This is a genomic window from Hymenobacter sp. (genome assembly GCF_036388155.1).
Classification (GTDB): domain Bacteria; phylum Bacteroidota; class Bacteroidia; order Cytophagales; family Hymenobacteraceae; genus Hymenobacter.
The window spans coordinates 76016-98813 of record NZ_DASVSI010000070.1; the positions used below are offsets into that span (position 1 = coordinate 76016).

Here is a 22798-nt window from a genome sequence, read left to right on the forward strand (position 1 = left end):
ACCGTTAAGTCTTAGCGCCCCGCGCTTGTTCTGCTGCCCACTAATTATTACTATGATGCAACGCTTACTCTTACCGCTGCTCCTGTGCGTTGGCCTCAGCGTCTGCGCGGGGCCGTTGCTGCGCCCGATGCCCGCCGCTTCGGCTGCGCCCACGCCCCGGCTTGGCCAGCAAACCAAGCCCGGCGACGATAAGACCCTGCTCGTTTATCCGAACCCCAGCACCGGCATTGTGCACCTCACCATCAACAACCTGCAAGGAAAGAAGGTGGAACTGAGCATTTCGAACGTCATCGGCTCGGTGATGTACCGCGAAACACTCACGGAAATGAACGACCGGTATACCAAAATGCTCGACCTGAGCAAATTTGCCAACGGCCTGTATTACGTGCGCCTCGACGCCGATAACACCAGCCAAATGACCAAGCTGGTCATCCGCTAACGCAGATTGCGCACTTGCCTGAAAACAAAAAAGCAGCCCGGGGGCTGCTTTTTTTATGACCAACCGGGGGTTGGCTACTTCACCCGTACCGGCACGGGAACCAGCATCTCTTTAACGTTGGAAACCGTGTTGAGCGCGAGGAGGGCGGTGGCCACTAGCAGGCCAAGCATGAAGATAAACATAAGGCTAAGGGAATTCTAGTGGATGACAAACAGGTCCGTTCCGGGAGCTGCCTCTGCTATACTCAACCCCGAAAGTCTCCGGCGGGTTTCAACAAGATTAAGGCATTTTTAGCAATTCACCCACTACCCGCTTCGCGTCGGGGCCAGCTCCGTGCAGCAGCGCCGAGCGCCGGGTATCCAACCAATTCAGGCCCAGGAAGGCAATGCCGGGCACTTCGGTAAGCCCGCGGCGGTGACGCGGCGCCCCATTTGGCTCAAATACCGGCAGGTCAACCCAGCCGTAATCGGGCTGGTAGCCGGTGGCCCACACCACGCCCTCCAGCGGTGGCGAAACGCCTTTCTGCCCCTGAATGGCTCCGGACGGCAACGCCGCTTCGGCCCGGCCAATGAACGTGACGTTGGAGAACTGCCGCAGCTTGGCCAAGTCGCCGCTCACCACGGGGTCGGGGCGGCGACTGAGCCGGCGCCCCAGCGCGGTGTGGCGCGGAACTCGCAAAAGCCCGGTGAGCACCAAAAAAAGCCACATCAACTGGTTGTTGGGCAGGGCCGCGGTTTTTTCATCGAAGGCCACCACCACCGGCCGGCCAGTGGCCGCAAGGTCGGCCGCTACTTGCAGGGCCGAATTGCCGCTGCCCACCACGCCCACCGGCCCCGAGCCCGGCACCTGACTGGGCCGGCGGTAGTCGCGGCTGTGCAGTTGGGCCGTGGCGGCGGGCAGGCGCCCGGCCCAGGCGGGCACGCGGGGAGCGGTGTAAGGCCCCGTTGCAATAATGACTCGCCGGGCCAAGTACGTGCGGCCGGAGTCGGTGCTTATTTCATAGCCCGCCTGCTCCGGCGCAGCCCCTACCCGCGTCACGCGCTGGTGGAGGTCGAGCGGAAAGCCGAAATGGGCGGCGTAATCCCGCAGGTAGGCCGTGGTTTCGTCGCGGGTAGGGTAGTGCAGCGGGTTGCCGGGCCAGGGCCGCCCCGGCAACCCGCTCACCCAGGCAGGCGAAAACAGCCGCAGCGACTCGTAGCGGCCCGCCCACGCCGCGCCAGCCGCCGCTGCGTCCAGCAGCCGAAAATCAACCCCGCGCTGCTGCAGGTAGTACGCCGCGGCCAGCCCCGCCTGCCCCGCGCCCACTACCACCGTGTTGGTGCGAATGACGGAAGGGGCAAGGGTGGGGCTCATGCAACCAGGGACTAGTGCTGCTCCGGAAACTCAAGGCGCAGGTCAGCCATCACCTGCTCGGTGGTGGTGCGCACCCGCGTGACCTGCTGGGCCGCGTGCTCCGGCGTTGGCGGGTTGCTGCCGTACGCCTCTATTTCTCGGATGACGTGCCGCAGGCTCTCGACCCCGAGGCCGTCGAGCGAGCTTTTGAGGTGGTGCGCGGCGTCGCCCACGGCCTCCCAGTCGGCGCGGGTGAGGGCCTCGTCCAGCGCGGTGAGGATGGCGGGCGTGGTTTCGATGAACGCCCACGCCAGGCGCCGCACAATGGTTTCATCCTGGCGCACCAACTGGCGCACGTTGCTGAGGTCGTAGATGGGTTTTGCAGAAGACATAGTAAGAGCAGAGAAGTGAGACGGGGTGGCTTCGGCGTGTAGTTGGTTGTGAGTGGCCAGCACCGTGTGCATGATTTCGAGGAGTTGCTCTTCGCGGTAAGGCTTGGCGAGGTAGCCCGCAAAACCCGCCGCTTGGAGCCGTTCGGACTCGCCGGCCTGGGCGCGGGCGGTGAGGGCAATGATGGGCGTGCTGGACCGGATGGGGTCGGGGTGTTCGCGCAGGGCTTGCGCGGCCGTTTCGCCGTCCATGCCCGGCATTTGAATGTCCATCAACACCAGGTCGAATCGGCGGTGCTCGAACAGCTGGATGGCGGCTAGCCCGCTGGCGGCGGTGGTCACTTGCCAGCCCCAGTTGCGCAATACGGTTTCGGCCAGTAGGCTGTTCACCAAGTTGTCTTCCACCAGCAAAATGCGCCCCGCTTCGGGGGCCAAGGTTGCCGGGCTGGGGGATGCTGGGGGCGCCGGCGCCGCTTCGGGCACAGCCCGGAAGGGGAGGGTGAAGGCAAAGGTGCTGCCCCGGCCTACTTCACTGCTCACGCGCAGCGTGCCGCCCAGCAGCTCAACCAGGCCTTTCGAAATGCTCAGTCCCAGGCCCGAGCCGCCGTATTGCCGGTCGGTGCTGGCGGCGGCTTGGGTGAAAGGCTCGAATACCTTGTCCAGGGTTTCGGCGGCAATGCCCACGCCCGTGTCGCTCACCATAAACTGCAGGCACACGGCATCGGCCGCGCTCTTGGGAGGCGGCGCGATGACCCGGCAGCGCAGCCGCACCTGGCCCGTCTCGGTGAACTTGATGGCGTTGCTCACCAGGTTGAGCAGCACCTGCCGCAGCCGGTGGGCGTCGCCGAGCACGGCGGGCAAGTCCACGGGCTTGTCTACGCGCAGGCGCAGGCCTTTTTCGCGGGCGCGGGGCCGCAGCAACGCCGCGCAGCCCATCAGCAATTCGTCGGGGCTGAAGGGGGACGCCTCGGGCCGCAGCTTGCCCGCGCCGAGGCGCGCCGTGGTTAGCACGTCGTTCAGCACGTTGAGCAAGTGCTCGGCCGACTCGCCCAACAAACGCAGGTAGTCGTGCTGACTGCGGCTGAGGGTGGTTTTCGACAGCACCCCGGTCAGGCCCAGAATGCCGTGCAACGGCGTGCGGATTTCGTGGCTCATGTTGGCCAGGAAGTCCTGCTTGGCTTGGGCATCCACTTCGGCTTCGCCAATGGCTTCCTCCAAGGCTTGCTGAGTCAGCTTCAGCTCGGTGATGTTGCTGTCCACGCCCAGTACCTGTGGGGTGCCGTCGGCGCGCACAAACAGGCGCTTGGCGCTGCTGAACCACGATACCTTGCCGTCGGGGTAGGTGTACGATTCCTCCAGGGTGAGGTCCTGCCCGGTGGCCAGCACCTGCTGGTCTTGGCTGACGTAGCGGGCGGTGTCGCCGGTGGCGGTGGGCGAAACGTTGGCCACGCCGTAGCTCACCAATTCGTCGGGCGTCATCCCAAAAAGGGCCGCCATGGCCCGGTTGGCCAGCAGGTAGTTGCCGTTGCCGTCTTTTAGGTACACCGGGTGGGGCAGGGCGTCGATGACCTGCCGAAACAAGCGGTGCTGTTCCGACAGCCGCGCCGTGGCGGCCCGGCCGTGCTCGTCGGCCAGCCGCCGCTCGGTCACGTCTTCGGCCACGCCAATCACGCTGGTCACTTGGCCGTTGGCGCCGCGGGCAAACGGGCTGTGGGAGGCGCGCAGCCAGCGCAGCGAGCCGTCGCGGTGGTGCACGACGAATTCCGTGGCCAACGATTTGTTGTCGGGCAGCAACGCTACCTCGGCAAGATGGGCCTGCAGCTCCCGCAGTCGCTCGGGCACTACGTGGGGCAGCAGCGACCCCTTGGGAAAGGCCCGCAACTCCTCGCAGGTGTACCCCAGCAGCGCCTCAACGCGGGGATTCGAATACGTGTTGCGCTCGTCGCACAGGTCGTAGATGTAAATAAGGTTGGGCACCAGGTCCACTACCTGGCGCAGCAGGTGCCGTTGATGCCGCAATTCGTCTACCGCGGCGCGGTGGCGGGTCACGTCTTCGGCGCTGCCCGTGATTTCGCGCACCTGGCCGTGGGGGCCAAGGGAACTGGCGCGCATGCGAATGCGCAGCCACCGCCAGTTGCCGTCGCGATGGCGCAGGCGGCAGTCCCAGGTCAGGGACTGATTTTCGCGCAGCCGCGCCGGGACGTTGCCCGCTTGCAGCTGCGCCAACGAATCGGGGTGAAGGATTTTTAGGCCGAGCGCCGGCCCCAAGTCCACCAACTCCTGGCTGGTGTAGCCCAGCACGGTTTGGCAGTGCCGGTTGCAGTGCAGCAGCTTGCGCTGTTGCAGGGTGTAGCTAAACAGGATGAGCGGCACCTTATCAACCAGCCCGGCTTCAAACGGCGACGCGGGTTTCCCGGCCAGCAGCGGAGTACTTGTGCTAGCGTGCGTTGCCCGCTGCGCGGCTGGCACAGCCGCCTTACGGGCAAAACGGGGAGAGCAAAAACGGCGCATCATCGGGAGCAGACGAGGAAGAACGGCGGTTGGTAAGCGCGACAGGAGCAGCCAATATAACGTAGCGCGACGGTCGGTTACCCAACGTGTAGCTCCTGCTGCTGTATCATGCGGTAGATGGTGGACTTGCCGATGCGCAGCCGGGCCGCCACGGCCAGCACGTCGCCGCCCATTTCGTCGAGGCAGTTTTGCACGATGGCCGTGGTTTGGTCGCGCAGCGAAAGCTGACTGCTGGCCGCCGGCCCGGTGCGGCCCGTGCGCAAGGGCAAATCGTCGGCGTCGATTACGTCGCCGTCGGCCAGCACGGTGGCCAGTTCAACCACGGCTTTGAGCTCGCGCACGTTGCCGGGAAACGAGTGCTCGCGCAGCCGTTGGCGCGCGGCGTCGGAGAGCTGGCGGGCCGGCAAGTTGTTCAGCTGGCAAAACTCCCGCACAAACACCTCGGCCAGCAGCAGCACGTCGGCCCCGCGCTGGCGCAGCGGCGGCAGCGCAATGGGCAAGCCCAGCAGCCGATAGTAGAGGTCTTCGCGGAAGCGGCCGCCCTGCACCTCGGCCAGCAGGTCGCGGTGCGTGGCCACAATCAGGCGCACGTCGAACGGCACGCGCTGGCTGCCGCCCACCCGGGTCACTTCCCGTTCCTGGAGCACGCGCAGGAGCTTGGCTTGCAGGCTGAGGTCGAGGTCGGCAATTTCATCCAGGAAAAGCGTGCCGCCGTTGGCTTCTTCCAGCCGGCCCACGCGGCGCGCCACCGCGCCCGTGAAGGCTCCCTTCTCGTGGCCGAACAATTCGCTCTCCACCAGCTCGCGCGGAATGGCGGCCATGTTGACGGCCACAAACGGCTGCGCCGCCCGGCTCGACTGGAAGTGAATGGCTTTGGCCACCAGCTCTTTGCCGGTGCCGGTTTCGCCGCTCACGCTCACCGTGATGGTGGTGCGCGCGGCTTTGGCAATGAGGGTATGGACTAATTGAATGGAGGCGTGCTCGCCCAAAATGGCCTGGCCCGGGCCGTAGCGCGCCCCGATTTGCTGCCGCAGCTGGCTGTTTTCGCGGCGCAGGCGCACTTGCTGCTCCACTTTGCCCACAATGTTCCAGAGGCGGTCCAGCGTGTTCTCGTCTTTCACCAAGTAGTCGTAGGCGCCCTGGCGCAGCATGCTCACGGCGGTGCTCACGTCCTCCTGGCCCGAAATCACGACTACTTCGGTGCCCGCCAGGCGCTCTTTAATCTGGCGTAGTACTAGCTCGCCCTTGGCGTCGGGCAGGGAGTAATCGAGGGTAATAAAATCCGGTTTCTCGCTCAAGTTGTCGACGCAGGCCTTGGCCGTGGCAAAGCGCTGCACGCTGTGGTCGGGGTTCTGGCCCAGGCGGTGCACCAGCAGTTCGCCGTACCACTCGTTGTCCTCAACCACAAAAATTTTAAAAGGTAGAGCAGGTGTCATAGGGCAGGTAGTCGGGTGAAATACCCCAAACAAGCCAAGTCAGCGGGCTTGGGAGTAAACTGGGCAATGGTCAGTCTTTTCCTATTAGAAAAATTATATTACAAAAATACGTTGCGATGGGTGGATTAATGTAAAAAAGCTGCCAAAATGAGGCACATACGAAAAGAATTTGAGGTTGGATTGACGTGAAGAAATTTTATAATTCCCTCTTTAGGAATAAATTCCCAAAATGAAACTCGAATTTGACTTCCATCAAAAGCTATGTAATTGATTATGAAAGAGTGAGTGATTTGGCAAGCACTTGGCCGCGGAATTGCACTTAAAAAGGTGGCACTGTGCCAACTCCCCAATTATTTTTTTCCTCGCTCGCCATGCAAGTCTTTACTCTTATTAATACTTCCATTTCATACGCTCGGTTTTGGGTGGGGCTGATAGCCGCTATTTTACTATCCCTAAACGCCAATGCGGTCGTTGGTACTCCGCACTATTCCAACGGCGGCCCAGCAGCGGTTACCAATTATACTCCTTATTCACCTAGATACATCGAAATCACAACTCCGCTTGGCATTAAGGTTCAAGTTCAGGATGGCGAAAACGGGGTGTTGAATCCGGGCAATGCGGGCAGTGCCAGCTTGGACGACTATGCTACGATGAACTCGGCCATTGGGCTGCTTTCGGTGGAAACCATTCGGATGGCCTTGGCGGGCGCGGGCATAAAAGGCGACCGGGCCGGTGTGGTGGTGAGTAACGTGGCCAGCAACAAAAACGTGGTGAACCTGAATGGCCTCGGCATCATTCGGCTCGTTACGTACAACGGTAGCACCAAACAGGAAACCGAAACGGTATCGGCGGCCGTGGCAAAGGCCTTGCTGGAGAGCGACGGGCGGCCCACCCAACTGGAGTTTGTGGCCAACCTGCCTTTCACGGCTATTCAGCTGGAAATTGGGGGCGTGGCGGCTGTCTCTTACAAGTTGAACGTGCACTACGCCTACGCCGTGCCTTCGCTGATTCAGACCCAAGCCAAGGGCGTGCTCTCGCAGTTTGCCGCAACCGGCAATGACTTGGCCCCCTACTACGGCTCGGGCACTTCGCACGCTGGCGTGGTGAGCGTGTGCGCCAATGCCGGGGTGACCGACCCCCAGAACGCGGTAGATGGCAACCTTGGCAACTTTGCCCAGTTCAACAGCTTGGCCACAGTGTCGTGCCCCTCGGCTTTGTCGGTGAAGCTGGCCACGGGCCTGCCCGCTCCCGGCGGTTACTACGCCGGTTTCGTGATTGGCAACGACGGCCTGCTCGACGCGAGCCTGCTGTCGGGCCTGCGCGTGAGCACTTACCGCAACGGCGTGGCTACTGGCGAGTCGGCCACCGGCGCGGGCATCCTCGAACTACGGGCCCTGCCCGATGGCAAGTCGCAGGTAAGCTTCCCCACCACGCTGCCTTTCGACGAAGTGCGTATTGAGCGCGTGGGCCTCCTCAGCGCTCTCGACAACCTGGAGCTGTACTACGGCTTTGGCGTAGAGCCCAAGGCTTTCCAAGGCACCACCCGCGCCCTGTCGGACTTTGGCGCAACCCCGGCCACCGGTACTTACAAGACGGAGCAAACCGGCATTTGCGTGCCCGTACTCGGCCGGGACTGCGGCGTGACCAACCCCGCCGGGGCCGCCGACAACAACCCCAACACCACGGCCACCATGAACCTGCCCACGGTCGCGTTTGCGACCACCTCCCTTACCCTGGACCTCAACGCCCCCGGCGTGCCCGGCAACCGCGCAGGCATGGTCATTGGCAGCGGCACGGGCCTGCTCGACCTGGCCGTGCTCAGCCAAATGACCATCACCACCCGCGACGCCGCCGGCAATGTGATAGAAAGCGCTTCGGGTGCCTCCTTGCTCTCCTTGACCTTACTGCCCAATGGCCAGCAGGAAATCTCCTTCCTCACCACCCGCCCCTTCGCCAAGGTTGAGCTGACGGTTGCCTCGGGCTTGTCGCTCCTCTCCAGCTTCCCCATTCACTACGCTTTCGCCGACGACCGCAGCGGCAGCTTGCCCACCCGCATTGTGCCCCTGCCCGTTACGCTTTCGGCCTTCGGCGGCAAGTGGGCCAACGGCGGTACCGACCTGACCTGGGCTACTTCTTCGGAGAAGAACAGCAGCCACTTCGTTGTCGAGCGTTCCATCGGCCGTGATGCCGCTTTCCAGGTCGTGGGCCGCGTGAACGCCGCCGGCAACAGCTCCGCTGCCCTCGCTTACAAGCTGCGCGACGCCGAAGCCGCGGCCCAAGGCGTAAGCGTGCTCTACTACCGCTTGCGCCAAGTGGACGTGGACGGCACCACCGTTTTCTCGCCCATGATTTCCGTGGCCGTGGGCAAGCTGGCCGTGGTAGCTCCCGAAATGGAAGTGTATCCCAACCCCGCCCCCGATGCCCAAATCGTGAAAGTGCGCTGCCTCAACCTGCCCGCTACCGGCGGCGTGGTGGAAACCTTCTCGCAGCTGGGCCAGCTGGTGAGCCGCCAGCCGGTGACGGCCGCTGCTGCTGGCTTGCAGTTGCCCACCCTGGCCTCGGGCCTCTACCACATGGTGCTGCGCGACGCGGCTGGCCAGCAACTAGCTACCCAGCGCTTGGTGATTGGAAACCGCTAATTCACCTTTCCATTCTGCAAAGCGTTAACAAAAGCCCCGCTGGCATTGCCAGCGGGGCTTTTCTATGATTGGCAATCTGCAAGTGCCACTGGCATTAGCGGGCGGCTTGACGCAACAGGCGCACGGGCTGCGTGCCCTGGGCCCCGCGGGCCAAGTAGAGGCCAGTGGGTAGCCCAGCGGCGGGCAGCCAGCGCACCGAACCATCGGCTTGGCTGCGCACGGTGGCCACGGTCCGGCCCAGGTAGTCGCAGATGGTCAGCGTTTGCACGCCCGCGGCTGCCAGCTGAAACCGGACGTGGTCGGTGAAAGGATTGGGGAAGGCCGCGACCCGTAGCGCGGTGCTGGGCCGCGCCGCCAGCGCCGTGCGCCGCACCCGGAACGTCAGTACCTGCGAGTCGAGCCCTTTGATGGGGCAGGCGTCGTCTTCGGCGGTCACGGCCACGCGGTAGAGGCCGTCAGGCATGGTGAGGGATGGGGTGAACGTAACCCGCGCCCGCCCGGCGCCCAGGTTCAGCAGCGTGGTGGCCGTGCCGGAGCTGTAATCCAAGGTGAAGATTGGCACCTGCGTGGCGTTGGCATCGGTAGCAGTCACCACCACCGACACCGGCTCACCGGGCAGCGTCGTGATGATTTGGCCCGTGGGCTGCACGGTGCTGCGCGTGCCCACTTCCACCGTGGCTGCTGGGGCGAAGCGCGGCATCAGGTTGGTGCCGCAATCGTACACCATAAAGTACAGTTCGCGGCGCATCGTACCCACCAGCACGTAGCTGCCATTGAGGCGGCGGTATTCGCTGATTTTTACCGCTGCGGCGTATTTATTGTCGCCCAAGGTTGTGTTAGTGGGCAGGTAGCGGCCCGGCTGCATGGTGAGGGCGCCGGTGCGGGTGTCGAAACTGAAGCGCGGAGTGCCCGCGGTTCTGGCCGGGCAAGCGCCCAGGGTATCGTGGTCTACAATAATGGGTAGTGCGGTGCTGTACGCCGAATAAGTGGGCCCCTGGAAAACGCACAACGGGTTGGTCGTGATGACCGTGGGGTTGGTCTGAGGATAGGCGGTGTAGGAAACGGGCATATTGCAGGCCAGCAAAGGCGTCTCCAGAGAATAGGACAGCGAGTCGCCGTCGGCGTCATAGCCGCTGTTACTCAGCGTAGTCATTTGGTGCACTGGCACAAAAAAGGCTGGCAAAGCGCTGACCACGGGCGAGGTGTTGACCAACACTTGGCCCGTGGTGCCCGCAGCCGGCACAAGATTATTGAGGGTGGCCTCGAGGTACAAATCGCCCGAAGTGGCCAAATTGGTGGTGTTTGGCCGGGCGTTTTGTGACGTGCTCAGCACCCACCGCGCGGCTGGCGGCAGCGTTATGTCGGCCGCATAAGTATACATTTCGCTGTTGGTCAGGCCGCTGTTGCAAGCCCCCGACAAGGTGGCGCAGTACTGACGCGCCGCCACCGGGGTGCCTACCAGCGTAAGCACCGCCGAGACGGAAGGCGCGCTGTTGCAACTGCCATTACGGCCTTCTAAAGTAAACGTGCCAGGCACGATGCCCGAGCAGTCGCGGTACAAGTGCAGGGTCACCCGGTAACGGTTGTTGCCCAGCGAAGCATAGGTAAGGTCGCCGCCCTGCAAATGGGTGGCCGCAGCAGGTCCGGCAAAGACCAGCCCAACCGCGGCCAACAGAAGTGAAAAACGTAGAAGTCGGGGCATAAGAGAAGAAAGGGATAAGTGAAAAATGGCAACAAAACGAGTGGCGCCCATCTCAAAATTGACGCGGGCGGAAGGCCAGGTAACTGCTTGAATATTTGAATATATACACATTCAAATATCATTCCGAAAGGAAGTATCACATCCAAGAAAATATTTATTTCCTGCCAGGTGAAGTGGTAATAGTAGCGTAACCTTCCAGTAGCAGCGGGGCAATTCCATTGCGCGACTTTTGCCCCGACTGTTCACGTTCATTATCCAACCTTTTTCACCCGCTTATGAAGCTTACTTTTTCCCGAATTAGCAGCTTGGTGCTGCTCACGGCCTTGGCTGTTTCCTGTTCGAAAGACGAGCAAAACGCCCCGACCGTGCCGACCGCCGCCGTGGTGAACCAGGACGCCACCCGCGACAGCCATTTGGCCATGGGCAACCCCAGCGGCGCTACCAGCAGCAGCACCAACTACACCAACTACCTCCTGAGCAAGTCGCAGTTTGCGCTTTCCTACCACCGCGACAAGGGCAAGCCCAACTGGGTGAGCTGGCACCTGAGCAGCGCCTGGCTGGGCAGCACGCCCCGCCAAGATAACTTCGCCGCCGACGGAGCCTTGCCCAGCGGCTGGTTCCGGGCCACGAGCAGCAGCTACACCGGCTCGGGTTTTGACCGCGGCCACAACTGCCCCAGCGCCGACCGCACCGGCTCGGTGGCCGACAACTCGGCCACGTTTCTCATGACGAACATGATGCCCCAATCGGCCAACAACAACCAGCGCACCTGGGCCGGCCTGGAGAACTACTGCCGCACGCTGGTTAACCAAGGCAACGAGCTCTACGTCATCTGCGGTAGCTACGGCAGCGGCGGCACCGGCCTGAACGGCTACGCCACCACCATTGCCGGCGGCAAAATCACGGTGCCCAGCAACTGCTGGAAAGTGGTAGTGGTGCTGCCTGAAGGCAGCTCCGACGCCAGCCGCGTAACCACGGCCACCCGCGTCATCGCCATCAACACGCCCAACAACCAGACCCTGGCCAGCACCTGGGGCAGCTACCGCACTTCGGTAGACGCCATCGAGGCCGCTACGGGCTACAACATCCTCTCGGCCGTGAACAGCACGGTGCAAGCCACCATCGAGGCGCGCGTCGACAATGGCCCGACCAACTAGCATGGCAATTCAGTAAAAAAGCCCGTGGTACTCAAGCGAGTATCACGGGCTTTTTCATGTCCACTGGAAGTGAGTGCTTCGGGAGCGGAGCAAAGAGTCAAAGTTACTGACTTACCCAGGTGTAGCGCAAGCGCAAAATTCTGTTGAAAAAAGATTTCCAAGTGCATACGAGGCCAAAATCCCGGCTATCTATTTCCAATCGCACAAAAAACAGCTTGAAAAATTCTTCGAAAAAGAGCTCAATAAAAACTTAACATTACCGGGAATTTGCTCGGCGAAATGATTCCGTAATTTTGCACCGTGCTTCACCCCAATAACCAATTGATGAAGTGCGGGACGCCGAACAACGCCCCGCAGCGAGACCAGAAGGTCTTGTTCTACGTGGGTTTTTCCGGTTTTCAGTTCGTTTTTTCTGGTTGTTGCCCCGGCGCCGTTTCGTGATTCGAAACGGTTTTTTTATGTCCATTCGGTTCAGTTGCCTCAGTTAGTGTTAACTCCATTTTAGCCTCCACAAGAGAAGCCCAATTCATCCTCGGCAAGACCGGCATTCACGACTGCGTGTCGTTCTTGATTAACCGCGAAAACGTAATTTAAAGAAACCAAAAGCTGGTGCGCCAGCCGAATATCACCCGCATCTGACCCCGGTTAGGTGCGGGTGATAATTCGTTTTTGTTACCAAAGAAAAAGCTATGAAACTCGGCGCCATTACGTTACAAAATTCCGTGTGCTTAGCAACCGCTCCCTGGGACCTTGCCGGGGAAGGCTACGAGCACCTGGGCGCGATTTTCACCAAAACCGTGACCATGGAGCCCCGCCCGGGCCTGCCCGGCGACGAGGGCATCCTGCAAGTAGCCGACCAAACCCTGCTCAACCGCACCGACCTCCGCATTGAAGGGGCCGAACTGCTGGTGCAGGAGCACCTGCCGCGCCTGCGCCGCTTCGGCGTGCCGGTGTTTGTGAGCATCACTGCGCCGGGCGTGCCGGGCTTCCGCAAGATTGCGCGCTACCTGCAGCGCGAGGCCGGCGAGCAACTGGCCGGCGTGGAAGTCTACATCACCGCGCCGCATTCGGGGGCAGGCCCGGACATAACGGCCCGCTATGTGCGCGAAGCCACCGAGGCCGTGCGCAACGAAATGCGCGACGATGCCGCCGTGATTGTGAAGCTGCCGCCGTGGCCTGACCACATCCGGGGACTGGCCCTGGGCGCGCAGGAAGGCGGCGCTACTGCTTTGGCGGCCACCAATACGCTTAAAGTGCTGCACCTGCCGGCCAACCCAAATGATGCGCCGCTGGTGGGTGGCCTTTCCGGCGAGGCGCTCCGGCCGCTGGCGCTGCGCTGCGTGTGGGAGTTAGCCAACGATGAAAAACTGCAGCTTCCCATCTTTGGAACGGGCGGTATTTTCACCCTCCGCGACGTGCAGGACTACCTGCGCGTAGGCGCCCAGGCCGTGCAAGTGGCCAGTGGCGAATGGCTGTCGCCGGGCCTCACGGCGCGGCTGGCGGCCGAGGTGGCCCACACCGCCCCGGCTACTCGATAACTGCCCTTCACGCTTCCCTCGCAAAATTCCCACAAACGGCCCTGCTGCTATGCAAAAGCTCATCACCCGTGTTCAAACCGTCAATTCCCTGCTGTGCGTGGGCTTGGACCCCACGGGCGACGATGCCGCCGTGGCCCAGCGCATCCAAGAAGTAATTACCGAAACCGCCGCCCACGCCGCGGCCTTCAAACCCAACTTGGCGTTCTTTCTGAGTCGTGAAAACGGAGTGGCCCTGCTCCAACAAACAGTGCGCAGCATCCCGAAAGACATTCCCGTTATTCTGGACGGCAAATTCGGCGACATCGCCAACACCGCCGAGCAGTACGCCCGCTTCGCCTACGACATCGTGGGTGCCGACGGCGTGACCGTGAACCCCTACATGGGCGACGACACCATCCGGCCGTTCGCGCGGCCCGGCAAGGTGGTTTTCTCCCTCGCCAAGACCTCCAACAAGCCCCAGCACGGCCTGCAAGACGCGGCCATGACCCGCGGGGGCTCTATCAGCGACTGGGCCGCCCGCCTGGCCCGCCTGATGGATGAGGAACTGACCGAATCCACCGTGGGCCTCGTGGTGGGCGCTACCGAGCCGGCCACCGTGGCCAAGCTCCGCGCCGCCTGCCCGGAACAATGGTTCCTGGTGCCGGGCATCGGCGCGCAGGGCGGCGACTTGTCGTCCACGCTCCGCGCCGGCCTCCGCGCTGACGGCAGCGGCCTGCTGATAAATTCCTCGCGGGGCATCTGGCAGGCGAAAGACGCGGGCGCTGCGGCGCGCGAATTGAAAGAAGAAATCAACCAATACCGGGCCGTGACGAGCCCGCAACATGCCTGACGAAAAAGCCGCTTCACCGCGGCTTTTTGCGTTTTAGATTCTCTGCAACCAATGACCTCAACTCCCTCAACCACCCTTTCCCCCATTGCCCTCGACGCCGAGCTGCTGGAGCAGCAGCTGCGGCAGGAAGAAGCCCTGTTGCGCGGGCACTTCCGCCTGTCGTCGGGCCTGCACTCCGATACCTACGTGCAGTGCGCCCGCTTCCTGCGCCGGCCCGATTTAGCCGCGCCGGCTGCGGCTGCGTTGGCGGGACAAATCCAGGCGGCCGGCTTGCAGCCGGACACCGTGGTGGGCCCGGCCATGGGCGGCGTGGTGATTGGCTACGAGCTGGCCCGGCAGCTGGGCGTGCCCGGCATTTTCACGGAGCGCGACGCGGACGGGCAGATGACCCTGCGGCGCGGTTTCACGGTAACGCCGGGCGAAAGAATTATCATTGCCGAAGACGTAGTAACCACCGGCAAAAGCACGCTGGAAGTGGCTCGCGTGCTGCGCGAAATGGGCGCCGAGGTGCTGGCCGTGGCGTCGCTGATTGACCGCACCGGCGGAAAAGGTGGCCTGGACTTCCCGCATTTTGCGCTCCTTTCGGTGCAAGCGGCGACCTTTGCACCAGAGAGCTGCCCCCTGTGCGCCGCCGGCGTGCCGGTGGTGAAGCCCGGCAGCCGGCCGGAAAAAGCGTTTTAAGTTTTGTGTGTTTGAGACTGTTTAAAAAAGGAAAAAAGGTCGTCATGCTGAGCGAAGCCGAAGCATCTCTACCGCAGCAGTAATCCAATCGAATCAACGAAGCGGTAGAGATGCTTCGACTACGCTCCGCTCAGCATGACGTTTCTCTCTCGGCGTTCCGATATTATAGATGTCAGATAACACCACCCACACCATCCAGCTTACGCTGAAACCCGGCCAGCATGACGGCGACGGCCAGCGCGTGGCCGAAGCCGCCGCCCGCCACCTGGGCCTGACCACCGGCCGCGTGCGCAGCGCCGCCCTCTACACGGTGCGCTACCCGCTCAGTGAAACGCAGCTGAATGACTTCGCCACCCGCTGCCTTGCCGACCCGGTGCTGCACGACGTGCGCCTGAACGAGCTGACCGCCGCCGAAGGATTCGCTACCTATATCCTCGTAGCCCGCCGCCCCGGCGTGACCGACGACGAAGGCACCTCGGCCCAAAATGCCCTCGCCGACATCCTGAATGAGCCGCTGGACACCCACACCCAGCACATTTTCAGCAAGCGCCTCTACCTGCTCGAAAACGACTTGCCCGCCGACGACCTGCGCCGCATCGCGGAAGAGCTGCTCGGCAACAAGCTCATCAACTGGCTGGAAGTAGGCCGCGTGGTCGATGGCATCCGTGACTACACGCCGCGCCCCGGCGGCGGCGCCGAAGCCATCACCGAAATCATCAAGCTGACTGACCGCAGCGACGCTGAGCTAGTGCAGCTGTCGAAAGACAACATCTACGCGCTGAACCTGGAGGAAATGCGGGCCGTGCGCGACTATTTCGCCGCCCCTGAAACGCAGGCGGAGCGTAAGGCCGCTGGCTTGCCCGTTGACCCCACGGATTGTGAGCTTGAAATTATTGCCCAGACGTGGTCGGAGCACTGTAAGCACAAGGAGTTTTCGGCCCTCATCAACTACAAAGACCTGGAAACGGGCGAGGAGAAGCAGGTTGATTCGCTCTTCAAAACCTACATTAAAAACGCCACTTCCGAAGTGGACCGCCAGTTGCGCGCCAATGGCAACGACTGGCTGGTAAAGGTGTTTTCCGACAACGCCGGCGCGGTGCGCATCAACCCCGATTCGCTGTTTGTGTGGAAGGTGGAGACGCACAACTCGCCTAGCGCCATCGACCCCTATGGTGGGGCCATCACGGGCATTTTGGGCAATAACCGCGACCCGTTGGCCACTGGTATAGGCGGCGCGCAACTGCTGTTCAATACCAACGTGCTCTGCTTTGGCAACCCCGAGTATGATGGGCCGCTGCTGACCGGGCAACTGCACCCGCGCCGCATTCTGGAAGGCGTGCGCAAGGGCATTGAGGACGGCGGCAATAAGTCGGGCGTGCCGACGGTGAACGGCGCCATTGTGTTCGATGACCGGTACGCGGGCAAGCCGCTGGTGTACTGCGGCACCGGCGCGGTGATGCCCATGCAATTCGCAGGCAAGGATTCGTGGGAGAAAATCATCGATGCCGGCGACCGCATCATCATGGCCGGTGGCCGAGTGGGCAAGGACGGCATCCACGGTGCCACGTTCTCTTCAATCGAACTAGACGAAACAGCACCCGCCACGGCCGTGCAAATCGGCTCGCCCATCACCCAAAAGCTGGCGATGGATTTCCTGATGCTGGCCTCGCGCCGCGGCCTGCTGAAGTGCAGCACCGACAACGGCGCGGGCGGCCTCTCGTCGTCCGTGGGTGAGCTGGCGGGCATCAGCGGCGGTGCCGTGGTGGAGCTGGAGCGCGTGCCACTGAAGTACCCCGGTCTGCGGCCCTGGGAGATTTTTGTGAGCGAATCGCAGGAGCGGTTTACACTGGTGGTGGAGCCCGGCAAAATGGCTGACCTGCTGGCGCTGGGCCAGGAAATGGAAGTGGAGCTGACTGACATCGGTCACTTCACTTTGGATGGTTTCCTGGACGTACGCTTCGATGGTGCGCCAGTGGCGCGGCTGAATATGCACTTTCTGCACGAAGGCGTGCCGCGCAAAATCCTGGAAGCAGAGTGGACCAAACCGGCCGCGGCTGAGCCAGAAATTCCGGCAGCTGCGGACTACACCGCCACGCTGGGCCAGCTGCTGGGCTCGCTTAACATCTGCTCGCGCGAGTCGATTATTCGGCAGTACGACCACGAGGTGAAGGGGCGCACCATTGTGAAGCCGCTGATGGGCGCGACGGGCCAGGCGCCGCAGGACGCGGCCGTGGTGCGTTTCAATTTTGAGAGCTGGGAAGGCGTGGCCGTGAGCAACGGCATCCTGCCGCGCTACGGCGATTTGGACGCCTACCACATGTCAGCAGGCGCGTTTGATGAGGCGGTGCGGCAGATTATTGCAGTAGGAGGGAAGCTCCCGAACCTGACGCCCGGCGACGGCATTTTCTGGTCGGTGAACGACAATTTTTGCGTGCCTGATTCGGTGTATGACCCCGCCACGAACCCCGATGGCAAGCAGAAGCTGGCCAAGCTGGTGCGCATGTGCGAAGCCCTACGCGACGCCACGGCCGCCTACTGCATTCCGCTCACCAGTGGGAAGGACTCGATGAAAAACGACTTCAAGGCCGATGGCGTGAAGATTTCGGTGCCACCCACCGTGCTCTACTCGATGACGGCCAAAATGGAAGACGTGCGCCGCGCCATCACCTCCGATTTCAAGCAGGCCGACGACGTGGTGTACCTCCTCGGCGAAACCCACGACGAATTGGGCGGCTCCGAATACTACGCCCTGCACGGCCAACTGGGCGCCAACGTACCCAAAGTCGATTTCGAAAAAGCCAAGGCGCTGTATACCCTCGTGGGTCAGGCCAACGACCAAAACCTGATTCAGTCCTGCCACGACTTGAGCGACGGCGGCCTCGCCGTGGCGCTGGCTGAGGCTACGTTTGGCTACAACTGCGGCGCGAGCATCGACCTGCCCGAAACGGGCTTGCCGCTGCCGACGCAACTGTTTTCGGAGTCGCACTCGCGTTTTTTGGCCACGGTGGCGCCGGAAGATGTGATGGCCTTTGAGCAGCTGCTCGGCAGCCGCGCCACGCGCCTTGGTATCGTGACGAAGGAGGTGCGCTTGGTGGTGCGCCACGGCGGCCGCGAGGTGATTTCGGCTGATACGGATGTACTGCGGAGTTTGTGGACCAACGGTCCTGTAAATAAGCTGCTTGGCGTGGTGTCAAAGGAAAGCCTCAGCCACTCCAATTCACTGTAAAAGCACAAGATTCAATTCTATTGGCCCAAAAGACTTTTGAAATGGTACAAGAAGCCATCCAGGCAGCACATAAAGTTCAATCGGAGGCACAAACTCAGGTGTTGGCTCCGGCTGGCACGGTGCGCGCGCTGATTCTGACGGGCTTTGGTATCAACTGCGAAGAAGAATTCGCGGCCGCCTACCGCATGGCCGGCGCCGAGCCCACCATCGTGCACCTCAACCAGGTGCTACACGGGCAGGTGAGCATCCACGATTTCGATACCCTGAACTTCCCCGGCGGCTTTTCCTTCGGCGACGACCTGGGCTCGGGCGTGGTGCTGGCCAACAAGCTGCGCTACCGCCAGACCGGCCAGGGCGGCCGCACGCTGCTCGACGACATCAAGCAATTCATTGCCGACGGCAAGTTTGTGCTCGGCATCTGCAACGGCTTCCAGGTGCTGGTGAAGCTGGGTTTGCTGCCCAACCTCAGCGGCGAAGTGACGCCCGAAGTGACCCTGACCCACAACGCCAGCGGCCGCTACGAAGACCGGTGGGTGACGCTCCGCGTGAACCCCAAAGCCAGCACGCCCTTTCTCAAAGGCATCGACACGCTGGAAGTGCCCGTGCGCCACGGCGAAGGCCGCCTCGTGATTCCGGATGCCGCCATTCAGCAGCGCATCGAAGCCGGCGGCCTCAACTGCCTGAGCTACCTCGACGCCAGCGGCGACGGCACCAACGTGTACCCCTTCAACCCCAACGGCGCGGCCCTGAACTGCGCCGGCCTCACTGACCCTACCGGCCAGGTGTTCGGCCTCATGCCGCACCCCGAGGCGTTTTTGTCGGCCTACAACCACCCAGACTGGGCCCGTCGCCGTCGCCAGAATCCTTCCGCTTCTGAGGAAGGAGATGGGCTTAAGATTTTCAAGAATATCGTGGAGCACATCGCCCACTCGCGTGCTGCCGCAGCCCCCGCCGCAGAGCTAGCCACTCAGAATTAGTATTCATTTACCACCAAAGCCAGCCTTTCAGAAACGTAGTTAAATGAACACCCTCACCCACTTCGCTTCTCCCCAACTTCCATTGCTGCATCGCGGCAAAGTGCGCGACAGCTTACGCGCGCCCAGCGGCGACCGCCTCATCATTGTGACGGACCGCCTCTCGGCGTTTGATTCGGTGCTTGAAACGGCCATCCCGCACAAAGGCGCGGTGCTGAACGGCTTGGCCAATTTTTGGTTCGATAAGACGGCCCACATCATCCCCAACCACGTCCTCAAGCTCGTGGATGCCAATGCCATGTTGGTGAAGGAAGCCCAGCCCATCAAGGTGGAGATGGTGGTGCGGCAGTACCTGACTGGCTCAATGTGGCGCGGCTACCAGACCGGCCAGCGCACCTTCTCGGGCGTGACGGTGCCGGATGGCATGACCAAGCACGAGTCCTTCCCCCAGGCCATCGTGACGCCGACCACCAAAGAGGAATCGGACCGTGAAATCACCCCCGAAAACCTGGTGAGCGAAGGCTGGGTGACGAAAGAGTTGTACGAACAGATGGTCGTGAAAAGCCAGATGCTGTTTGCCGTGGGCTCGCAGCTGCTGGCCGAAAAGGACATTATTCTGGTTGATACCAAGTATGAATTTGGCCTGCTGAACGGCAAGCTCATTCTCATTGACGAGATGCACACTCCTGATTCTTCCCGTTTCTGGGCGGCCGAGGACTTCGCCAAGAACCCCGAGACCGTCGAGCAGATGGACAAGGAGTACGTGCGCCAGTGGCTCATCGCCAACAAAAAGGACGGCCAGTACCCCCGCGCCCTTACGCCGGAAGTGGCCCAGGAAGCCAGCCGCCGCTACCTCGACATCTACCAGCGCATCACCGGCGAGGCCCTGCCCACCGCTGACACCGCCGCGGCCGGTACCCCCGGCTCGGGGCGACACGATGCGCGCGCCCGCTTGCTGGCCAACCTCGTGCAGGCCGGCTTGGTGAAAGATGCTTGGGTGAACATCGTACTGGGCTCGCCGGCCGATAAGGAACACGGTGAGAAAATTCGTCAGCAGTTTGAAGGCTACGACATTTTCACGCAACTGCGCGTGACCTCGGCCCACACAAACGGCGAAGCCATTGCCGACATGGCCGAAACCTGGAACAACAGCCTAGAGCCAGGCGTCATCATTGCTGTGACCAGCTTGGGCAACGGCCTAGGCGGCGCGTTGGCATCCAATGTGAACGTGCCCGTGATTTCGTGCCTGCCCTATAACGATTATGCGGAGTTGGCCATGAACCTAAACTCGTCGGCCATCACGCCCAGCGGCACGCCCAACCTCACCGTTGTGCGCCCCGACAACGCCGCCCAAGCCGCTCTGCGCGCCCTGAATATTCCTCGCTTACGTGAGCGCCTGAGCAAGGACATCATCGCCACCAAAGCCCAGCTGAAAGCCGCCGACGAAGAACTCCGGGTGCTCTAAGCAACCATAATTCTGATGAATTCCACCGAGCCGAAGCAGCTAGTCGAAGCCTACATCGAAGCGTACAACCGCTTTGATGTAGCAGGCATGCTCGTGCCGCTGCACGACGAGGTGGTATTCCAGAATATTGCCGACGGCGCCAATATTGCCGACGGCGCCGTGAACCTGACCACCAACGGGAAGGAGAGCTTTCGGCAGCAGGCCGAGCAGGTTCTGCCATTTTTTTCCCAGCGGGAACAGCGCGTAACCGATTGGCAGGTGACCGATGGCCAAGTAGAAGTAGCCATTGATTACACCGGCGTGGCGGCCATCCCATTTCCGAATGGGTTGAAGCCCGGCGACACCTTGCGCCTGCAAGGCAAGTCGGTGTTTCGCTTTGCCGACGGCCAAATTATTTCCATCCAAGACATCAGTTAAGCCGCTACGGGCTTCCCAATTTTGACCAACTCCCAAAACGTTTTGCTCCTCGGTTCCGGCGCCCGCGAGCACGCCCTGGCCGAAAAGCTGACCCGCGACGGGGCCACGGTGCACGTGCTGCCCGGCAACGCGGGCATTCCCAATAGCCAATTGGGCTTCAACCCGCTGGATTTTGAGGCCGTGAAAGCTTACGCGCAAGCGCACGATTCCAAGCTGATTGTGGTGGGCCCCGAGGCGCCCTTGGCCGCTGGCATTTCCGACTTCTTTGCCGGTTCAGATATCAAGGTTTTTGGCCCTACTCGCTCGGCGGCGCGGCTGGAAAGCTCCAAGGTGTGGAGCAAGGATTTCATGCGCCGCCACGGCGTGGCCACGGCCAAGGCCTGGCCATTTCGCAGCGACAACTTTGCGGCGGCTCGCGCCAAAGCGGCGGAGCTAGGCGGGCACGTGGTGGTGAAGTACGACGGCCTGGCCGCCGGCAAAGGCGTGTACGTGTGCTCGTCGGTAGAAGAGGCCGAAGCGGCTTTTGACGACTTGCAGACTAGCTATACCGGCTGGTTTTCCTTCCTGCTGGAAGAGAAGCTGACCGGGCCCGAAATCAGCATCATTGGCCTCACCGACGGCCGCGAAATCAAGATGCTGGCGACTTCGCAGGACCACAAGCAACTGCTGGCCGGCGACCAAGGCCCCAACACCGGCGGCATGGGCGCCTATTGCCCCGTGCCTTTCGCCAACGACAACGTGCTGGCCGCCATCCGCCGCGACATTGTGGACCCCACGCTGCGCGGCCTGCAAAACGAGCAATTCGCCTTTCACGGCTTTCTATATTTCGGCATTATGCTCACGCCCAGCGGTCCTAAGCTGCTGGAGTACAACGTGCGCCTCGGCGACCCCGAAGCCGAAGTCCTGCTGCCCGCGCTAGACAGCAGCTTGCTGAAACTGATTGAAGCTACCCTGAACGGCACGCTGGCACAACAAGGCGTGAAGCAACGCCCAGGGGCATTTGTGGGCGTGGTGCTGGCCTCGGGCGGCTACCCAGCACCCAAGTTCCCGACGGGCTTCCCCATCACCGGCCTGGACACGCTGCCCATGCATACCCGCGCCTACCACGGCGCCACCAAGCGCAACGAGGCCGGCGAGCTCGTCACCAACGGTGGCCGGGTGCTGGTGCTCACGGCCCACGGCAATGATTTGGAAGAAGCCACGGCCCGCGCCTACGAAGCCTGCGCCAAGGTCACGTTTCAGGATGCCTATTTCCGCACCGACATTGCCCAGCGCCCGGCACCGGTATTAGCCGCGAGCGCCGTAAATTGAAAACTCAACCATGAGCAGCCCCACTTCCGCAGAGCAGCTTCGTCCGGCCTCCCAGCCCTTGGGAGGCGCGAGCGCGGGGGCGCCCGGCGATGGGCCCCGCAAAGCGCGCCTGGCCATTTTGCTATCGGGCCGCGGCTCCAACATGCTGTCGCTGGTGCAGGCCACCAAAACCGGCGTGCTGCAGGACCTCGCCGAAGTAGCGGTGGTGTTCAGTAACAAGCCCGATGCGCCCGGCCTGGAACTTGCCGCCGCGCACGGGTGTCCAATAGCTTCTCTGCCCAGCCAAGGCCGCAAGCGGGAAGCGTTTGATGCCGAAGCTGCCACCCTGTTGCAGCAGTATCAGCCCGATTTTGTGGTGTTGGCGGGGTACATGCGCATCCTGTCGCCGGCCTTCATCCATCCGTTTGCGGGCCGTATTCTCAACATTCACCCCGCCGATACGCACCAGCACCAGGGCCTGCACGCCTACGAATGGGCCTTTGATAATCAGTTGGCTGAAACCAAAATCACCGTGCATGTGGTTGACGAAGGTCTCGACACTGGGCCCATCCTGGCCCAGGAACCCGTGGATTTGCGCGGGGCCGGCACCTTGGCCGAAGTCGAACGCCGCGGCCTGGCCGTGGAGCACCGCCTTTATGCCCAAACCTTGGCAGAACTAATTAAAAATAAGCAAAACGTCATGTCGAGCGCAGCCGAGACATCTCGCGTGCCGAAGTAAAGCAATCGTTACATCGACGCGAGCGAGATGTCTC

The 22798-nt window shown here is 62.1% G+C and carries 16 protein-coding genes; 12 read left to right on the forward strand and 4 right to left on the reverse strand.

Going from position 1 to position 22798, the window contains the following annotated elements; translation table 11 throughout:
• The first annotated feature begins 52 nt into the window (after positions 1 to 52).
• Positions 53 to 439 carry a T9SS type A sorting domain-containing protein gene (locus tag VF629_RS10365; protein ID WP_331058407.1) on the forward strand — a complete coding sequence of 129 codons (387 nt, stop codon included), beginning with the start codon at positions 53 to 55 and terminating at the stop codon, positions 437 to 439.
• Positions 440 to 718: 279 nt separating this feature from the next.
• On the opposite strand, the gene VF629_RS10370 is transcribed toward VF629_RS10365, so the two are convergent.
• The 3 genes from VF629_RS10370 to VF629_RS10380 all read right to left on the reverse strand — a co-directional run bounded on the left by VF629_RS10370 (position 719) and on the right by VF629_RS10380 (position 6107).
• On the reverse strand, positions 719 to 1792 hold the full coding sequence (locus tag VF629_RS10370; RefSeq protein ID WP_331058408.1) for an NAD(P)/FAD-dependent oxidoreductase: 1074 nt from the start codon (positions 1790 to 1792) through the stop codon (positions 719 to 721).
• An 11-nt stretch (positions 1793 to 1803) separates the two neighbouring features.
• Positions 1804 to 4674: a PAS domain S-box protein gene (locus tag VF629_RS10375; RefSeq protein ID WP_331058409.1), complete on the reverse strand. Its 2871-nt coding sequence runs from the start codon at positions 4672 to 4674 to the stop codon at positions 1804 to 1806.
• 74 nt (positions 4675 to 4748) lie between these two features.
• On the reverse strand, positions 4749 to 6107 hold the full coding sequence (locus VF629_RS10380; RefSeq protein ID WP_331058410.1) for a sigma-54 dependent transcriptional regulator: 1359 nt from the start codon (positions 6105 to 6107) through the stop codon (positions 4749 to 4751).
• A gap of 632 nt (positions 6108 to 6739) precedes the next feature.
• On the opposite strand from VF629_RS10380, the gene VF629_RS10385 reads away from it, so the two are divergent.
• Positions 6740 to 8746, forward strand: a complete 2007-nt coding sequence (locus VF629_RS10385) for a T9SS type A sorting domain-containing protein (protein WP_331058411.1) — start codon at positions 6740 to 6742, stop codon at positions 8744 to 8746.
• Positions 8747 to 8840: 94 nt separating this feature from the next.
• On the opposite strand, the gene VF629_RS10390 is transcribed toward VF629_RS10385, so the two are convergent.
• Positions 8841 to 10448, reverse strand: a complete 1608-nt coding sequence (locus VF629_RS10390) for a hypothetical protein (protein ID WP_331058412.1) — start codon at positions 10446 to 10448, stop codon at positions 8841 to 8843.
• Between the two features lie 275 nt (positions 10449 to 10723).
• On the opposite strand from VF629_RS10390, the gene VF629_RS10395 reads away from it, so the two are divergent.
• From VF629_RS10395 to purN, 10 genes are all read left to right on the forward strand, one after another.
• The gene (locus VF629_RS10395; RefSeq protein ID WP_331058413.1) at positions 10724 to 11605 is read left to right on the forward strand and encodes a DNA/RNA non-specific endonuclease; all 882 of its coding nucleotides are present in this window, start codon (positions 10724 to 10726) and stop codon (positions 11603 to 11605) included.
• A 722-nt stretch (positions 11606 to 12327) separates the two neighbouring features.
• Complete coding sequence (locus tag VF629_RS10400; protein WP_331058414.1) at positions 12328 to 13143, forward strand: hypothetical protein; 816 nt, start codon at positions 12328 to 12330, stop codon at positions 13141 to 13143.
• A gap of 49 nt (positions 13144 to 13192) precedes the next feature.
• Entirely contained in the window at positions 13193 to 13972 is a 780-nt protein-coding gene (gene pyrF, locus VF629_RS10405; protein WP_331058415.1) for an orotidine-5'-phosphate decarboxylase, read from the forward strand.
• A gap of 51 nt (positions 13973 to 14023) precedes the next feature.
• Positions 14024 to 14653, forward strand: a complete 630-nt coding sequence (gene pyrE, locus VF629_RS10410) for an orotate phosphoribosyltransferase (RefSeq protein ID WP_331058416.1) — start codon at positions 14024 to 14026, stop codon at positions 14651 to 14653.
• A 169-nt stretch (positions 14654 to 14822) separates the two neighbouring features.
• Positions 14823 to 17879, forward strand: a complete 3057-nt coding sequence (locus tag VF629_RS10415; RefSeq protein ID WP_331058417.1) for a phosphoribosylformylglycinamidine synthase subunit PurL — start codon at positions 14823 to 14825, stop codon at positions 17877 to 17879.
• Positions 17880 to 17920: 41 nt separating this feature from the next.
• The gene (locus VF629_RS10420; RefSeq protein ID WP_331058418.1) at positions 17921 to 18856 is read left to right on the forward strand and encodes a phosphoribosylformylglycinamidine synthase subunit PurQ; all 936 of its coding nucleotides are present in this window, start codon (positions 17921 to 17923) and stop codon (positions 18854 to 18856) included.
• A gap of 43 nt (positions 18857 to 18899) precedes the next feature.
• Positions 18900 to 20318 (forward strand): phosphoribosylaminoimidazolesuccinocarboxamide synthase, encoded by a 1419-nt coding sequence (locus VF629_RS10425; RefSeq protein ID WP_331058419.1) that lies wholly within the window; start codon positions 18900 to 18902, stop codon positions 20316 to 20318.
• Between the two features lie 15 nt (positions 20319 to 20333).
• Positions 20334 to 20735 (forward strand): nuclear transport factor 2 family protein, encoded by a 402-nt coding sequence (locus VF629_RS10430; protein WP_331058420.1) that lies wholly within the window; start codon positions 20334 to 20336, stop codon positions 20733 to 20735.
• 42 nt (positions 20736 to 20777) lie between these two features.
• Entirely contained in the window at positions 20778 to 22046 is a 1269-nt protein-coding gene (purD, locus tag VF629_RS10435; RefSeq protein ID WP_331058421.1) for a phosphoribosylamine--glycine ligase, read from the forward strand.
• A gap of 10 nt (positions 22047 to 22056) precedes the next feature.
• A complete protein-coding gene (gene purN, locus VF629_RS10440) occupies positions 22057 to 22764 on the forward strand; it encodes a phosphoribosylglycinamide formyltransferase (RefSeq protein WP_331058422.1) in 708 nt (235 codons plus the stop codon).
• Positions 22765 to 22798: the final 34 nt, after the last annotated feature.

What these genes read in the sequence shown, in the direction of transcription:
- VF629_RS10365 (WP_331058407.1), top strand. Translation starts at nt 53, where the DNA reads ATGATGCAACGCTTACTCTTACCGCTGCTCCTGTGCGTTGGCCTCAGC.
- VF629_RS10370 (WP_331058408.1), bottom strand. Translation starts at nt 1,792, where the DNA reads ATGAGCCCCACCCTTGCCCCTTCCGTCATTCGCACCAACACGGTGGTA.
- VF629_RS10375 (WP_331058409.1), bottom strand. Translation starts at nt 4,674, where the DNA reads ATGATGCGCCGTTTTTGCTCTCCCCGTTTTGCCCGTAAGGCGGCTGTG.
- VF629_RS10380 (WP_331058410.1), bottom strand. Translation starts at nt 6,107, where the DNA reads ATGACACCTGCTCTACCTTTTAAAATTTTTGTGGTTGAGGACAACGAG.
- VF629_RS10390 (WP_331058412.1), bottom strand. Translation starts at nt 10,448, where the DNA reads ATGCCCCGACTTCTACGTTTTTCACTTCTGTTGGCCGCGGTTGGGCTG.
- VF629_RS10395 (WP_331058413.1), top strand. Translation starts at nt 10,724, where the DNA reads ATGAAGCTTACTTTTTCCCGAATTAGCAGCTTGGTGCTGCTCACGGCC.
- pyrF (WP_331058415.1), top strand. Translation starts at nt 13,193, where the DNA reads ATGCAAAAGCTCATCACCCGTGTTCAAACCGTCAATTCCCTGCTGTGC.
- pyrE (WP_331058416.1), top strand. Translation starts at nt 14,024, where the DNA reads ATGACCTCAACTCCCTCAACCACCCTTTCCCCCATTGCCCTCGACGCC.
- VF629_RS10415 (WP_331058417.1), top strand. Translation starts at nt 14,823, where the DNA reads ATGTCAGATAACACCACCCACACCATCCAGCTTACGCTGAAACCCGGC.
- VF629_RS10420 (WP_331058418.1), top strand. Translation starts at nt 17,921, where the DNA reads ATGGTACAAGAAGCCATCCAGGCAGCACATAAAGTTCAATCGGAGGCA.
- VF629_RS10425 (WP_331058419.1), top strand. Translation starts at nt 18,900, where the DNA reads ATGAACACCCTCACCCACTTCGCTTCTCCCCAACTTCCATTGCTGCAT.
- VF629_RS10430 (WP_331058420.1), top strand. Translation starts at nt 20,334, where the DNA reads ATGAATTCCACCGAGCCGAAGCAGCTAGTCGAAGCCTACATCGAAGCG.
- purN (WP_331058422.1), top strand. Translation starts at nt 22,057, where the DNA reads ATGAGCAGCCCCACTTCCGCAGAGCAGCTTCGTCCGGCCTCCCAGCCC.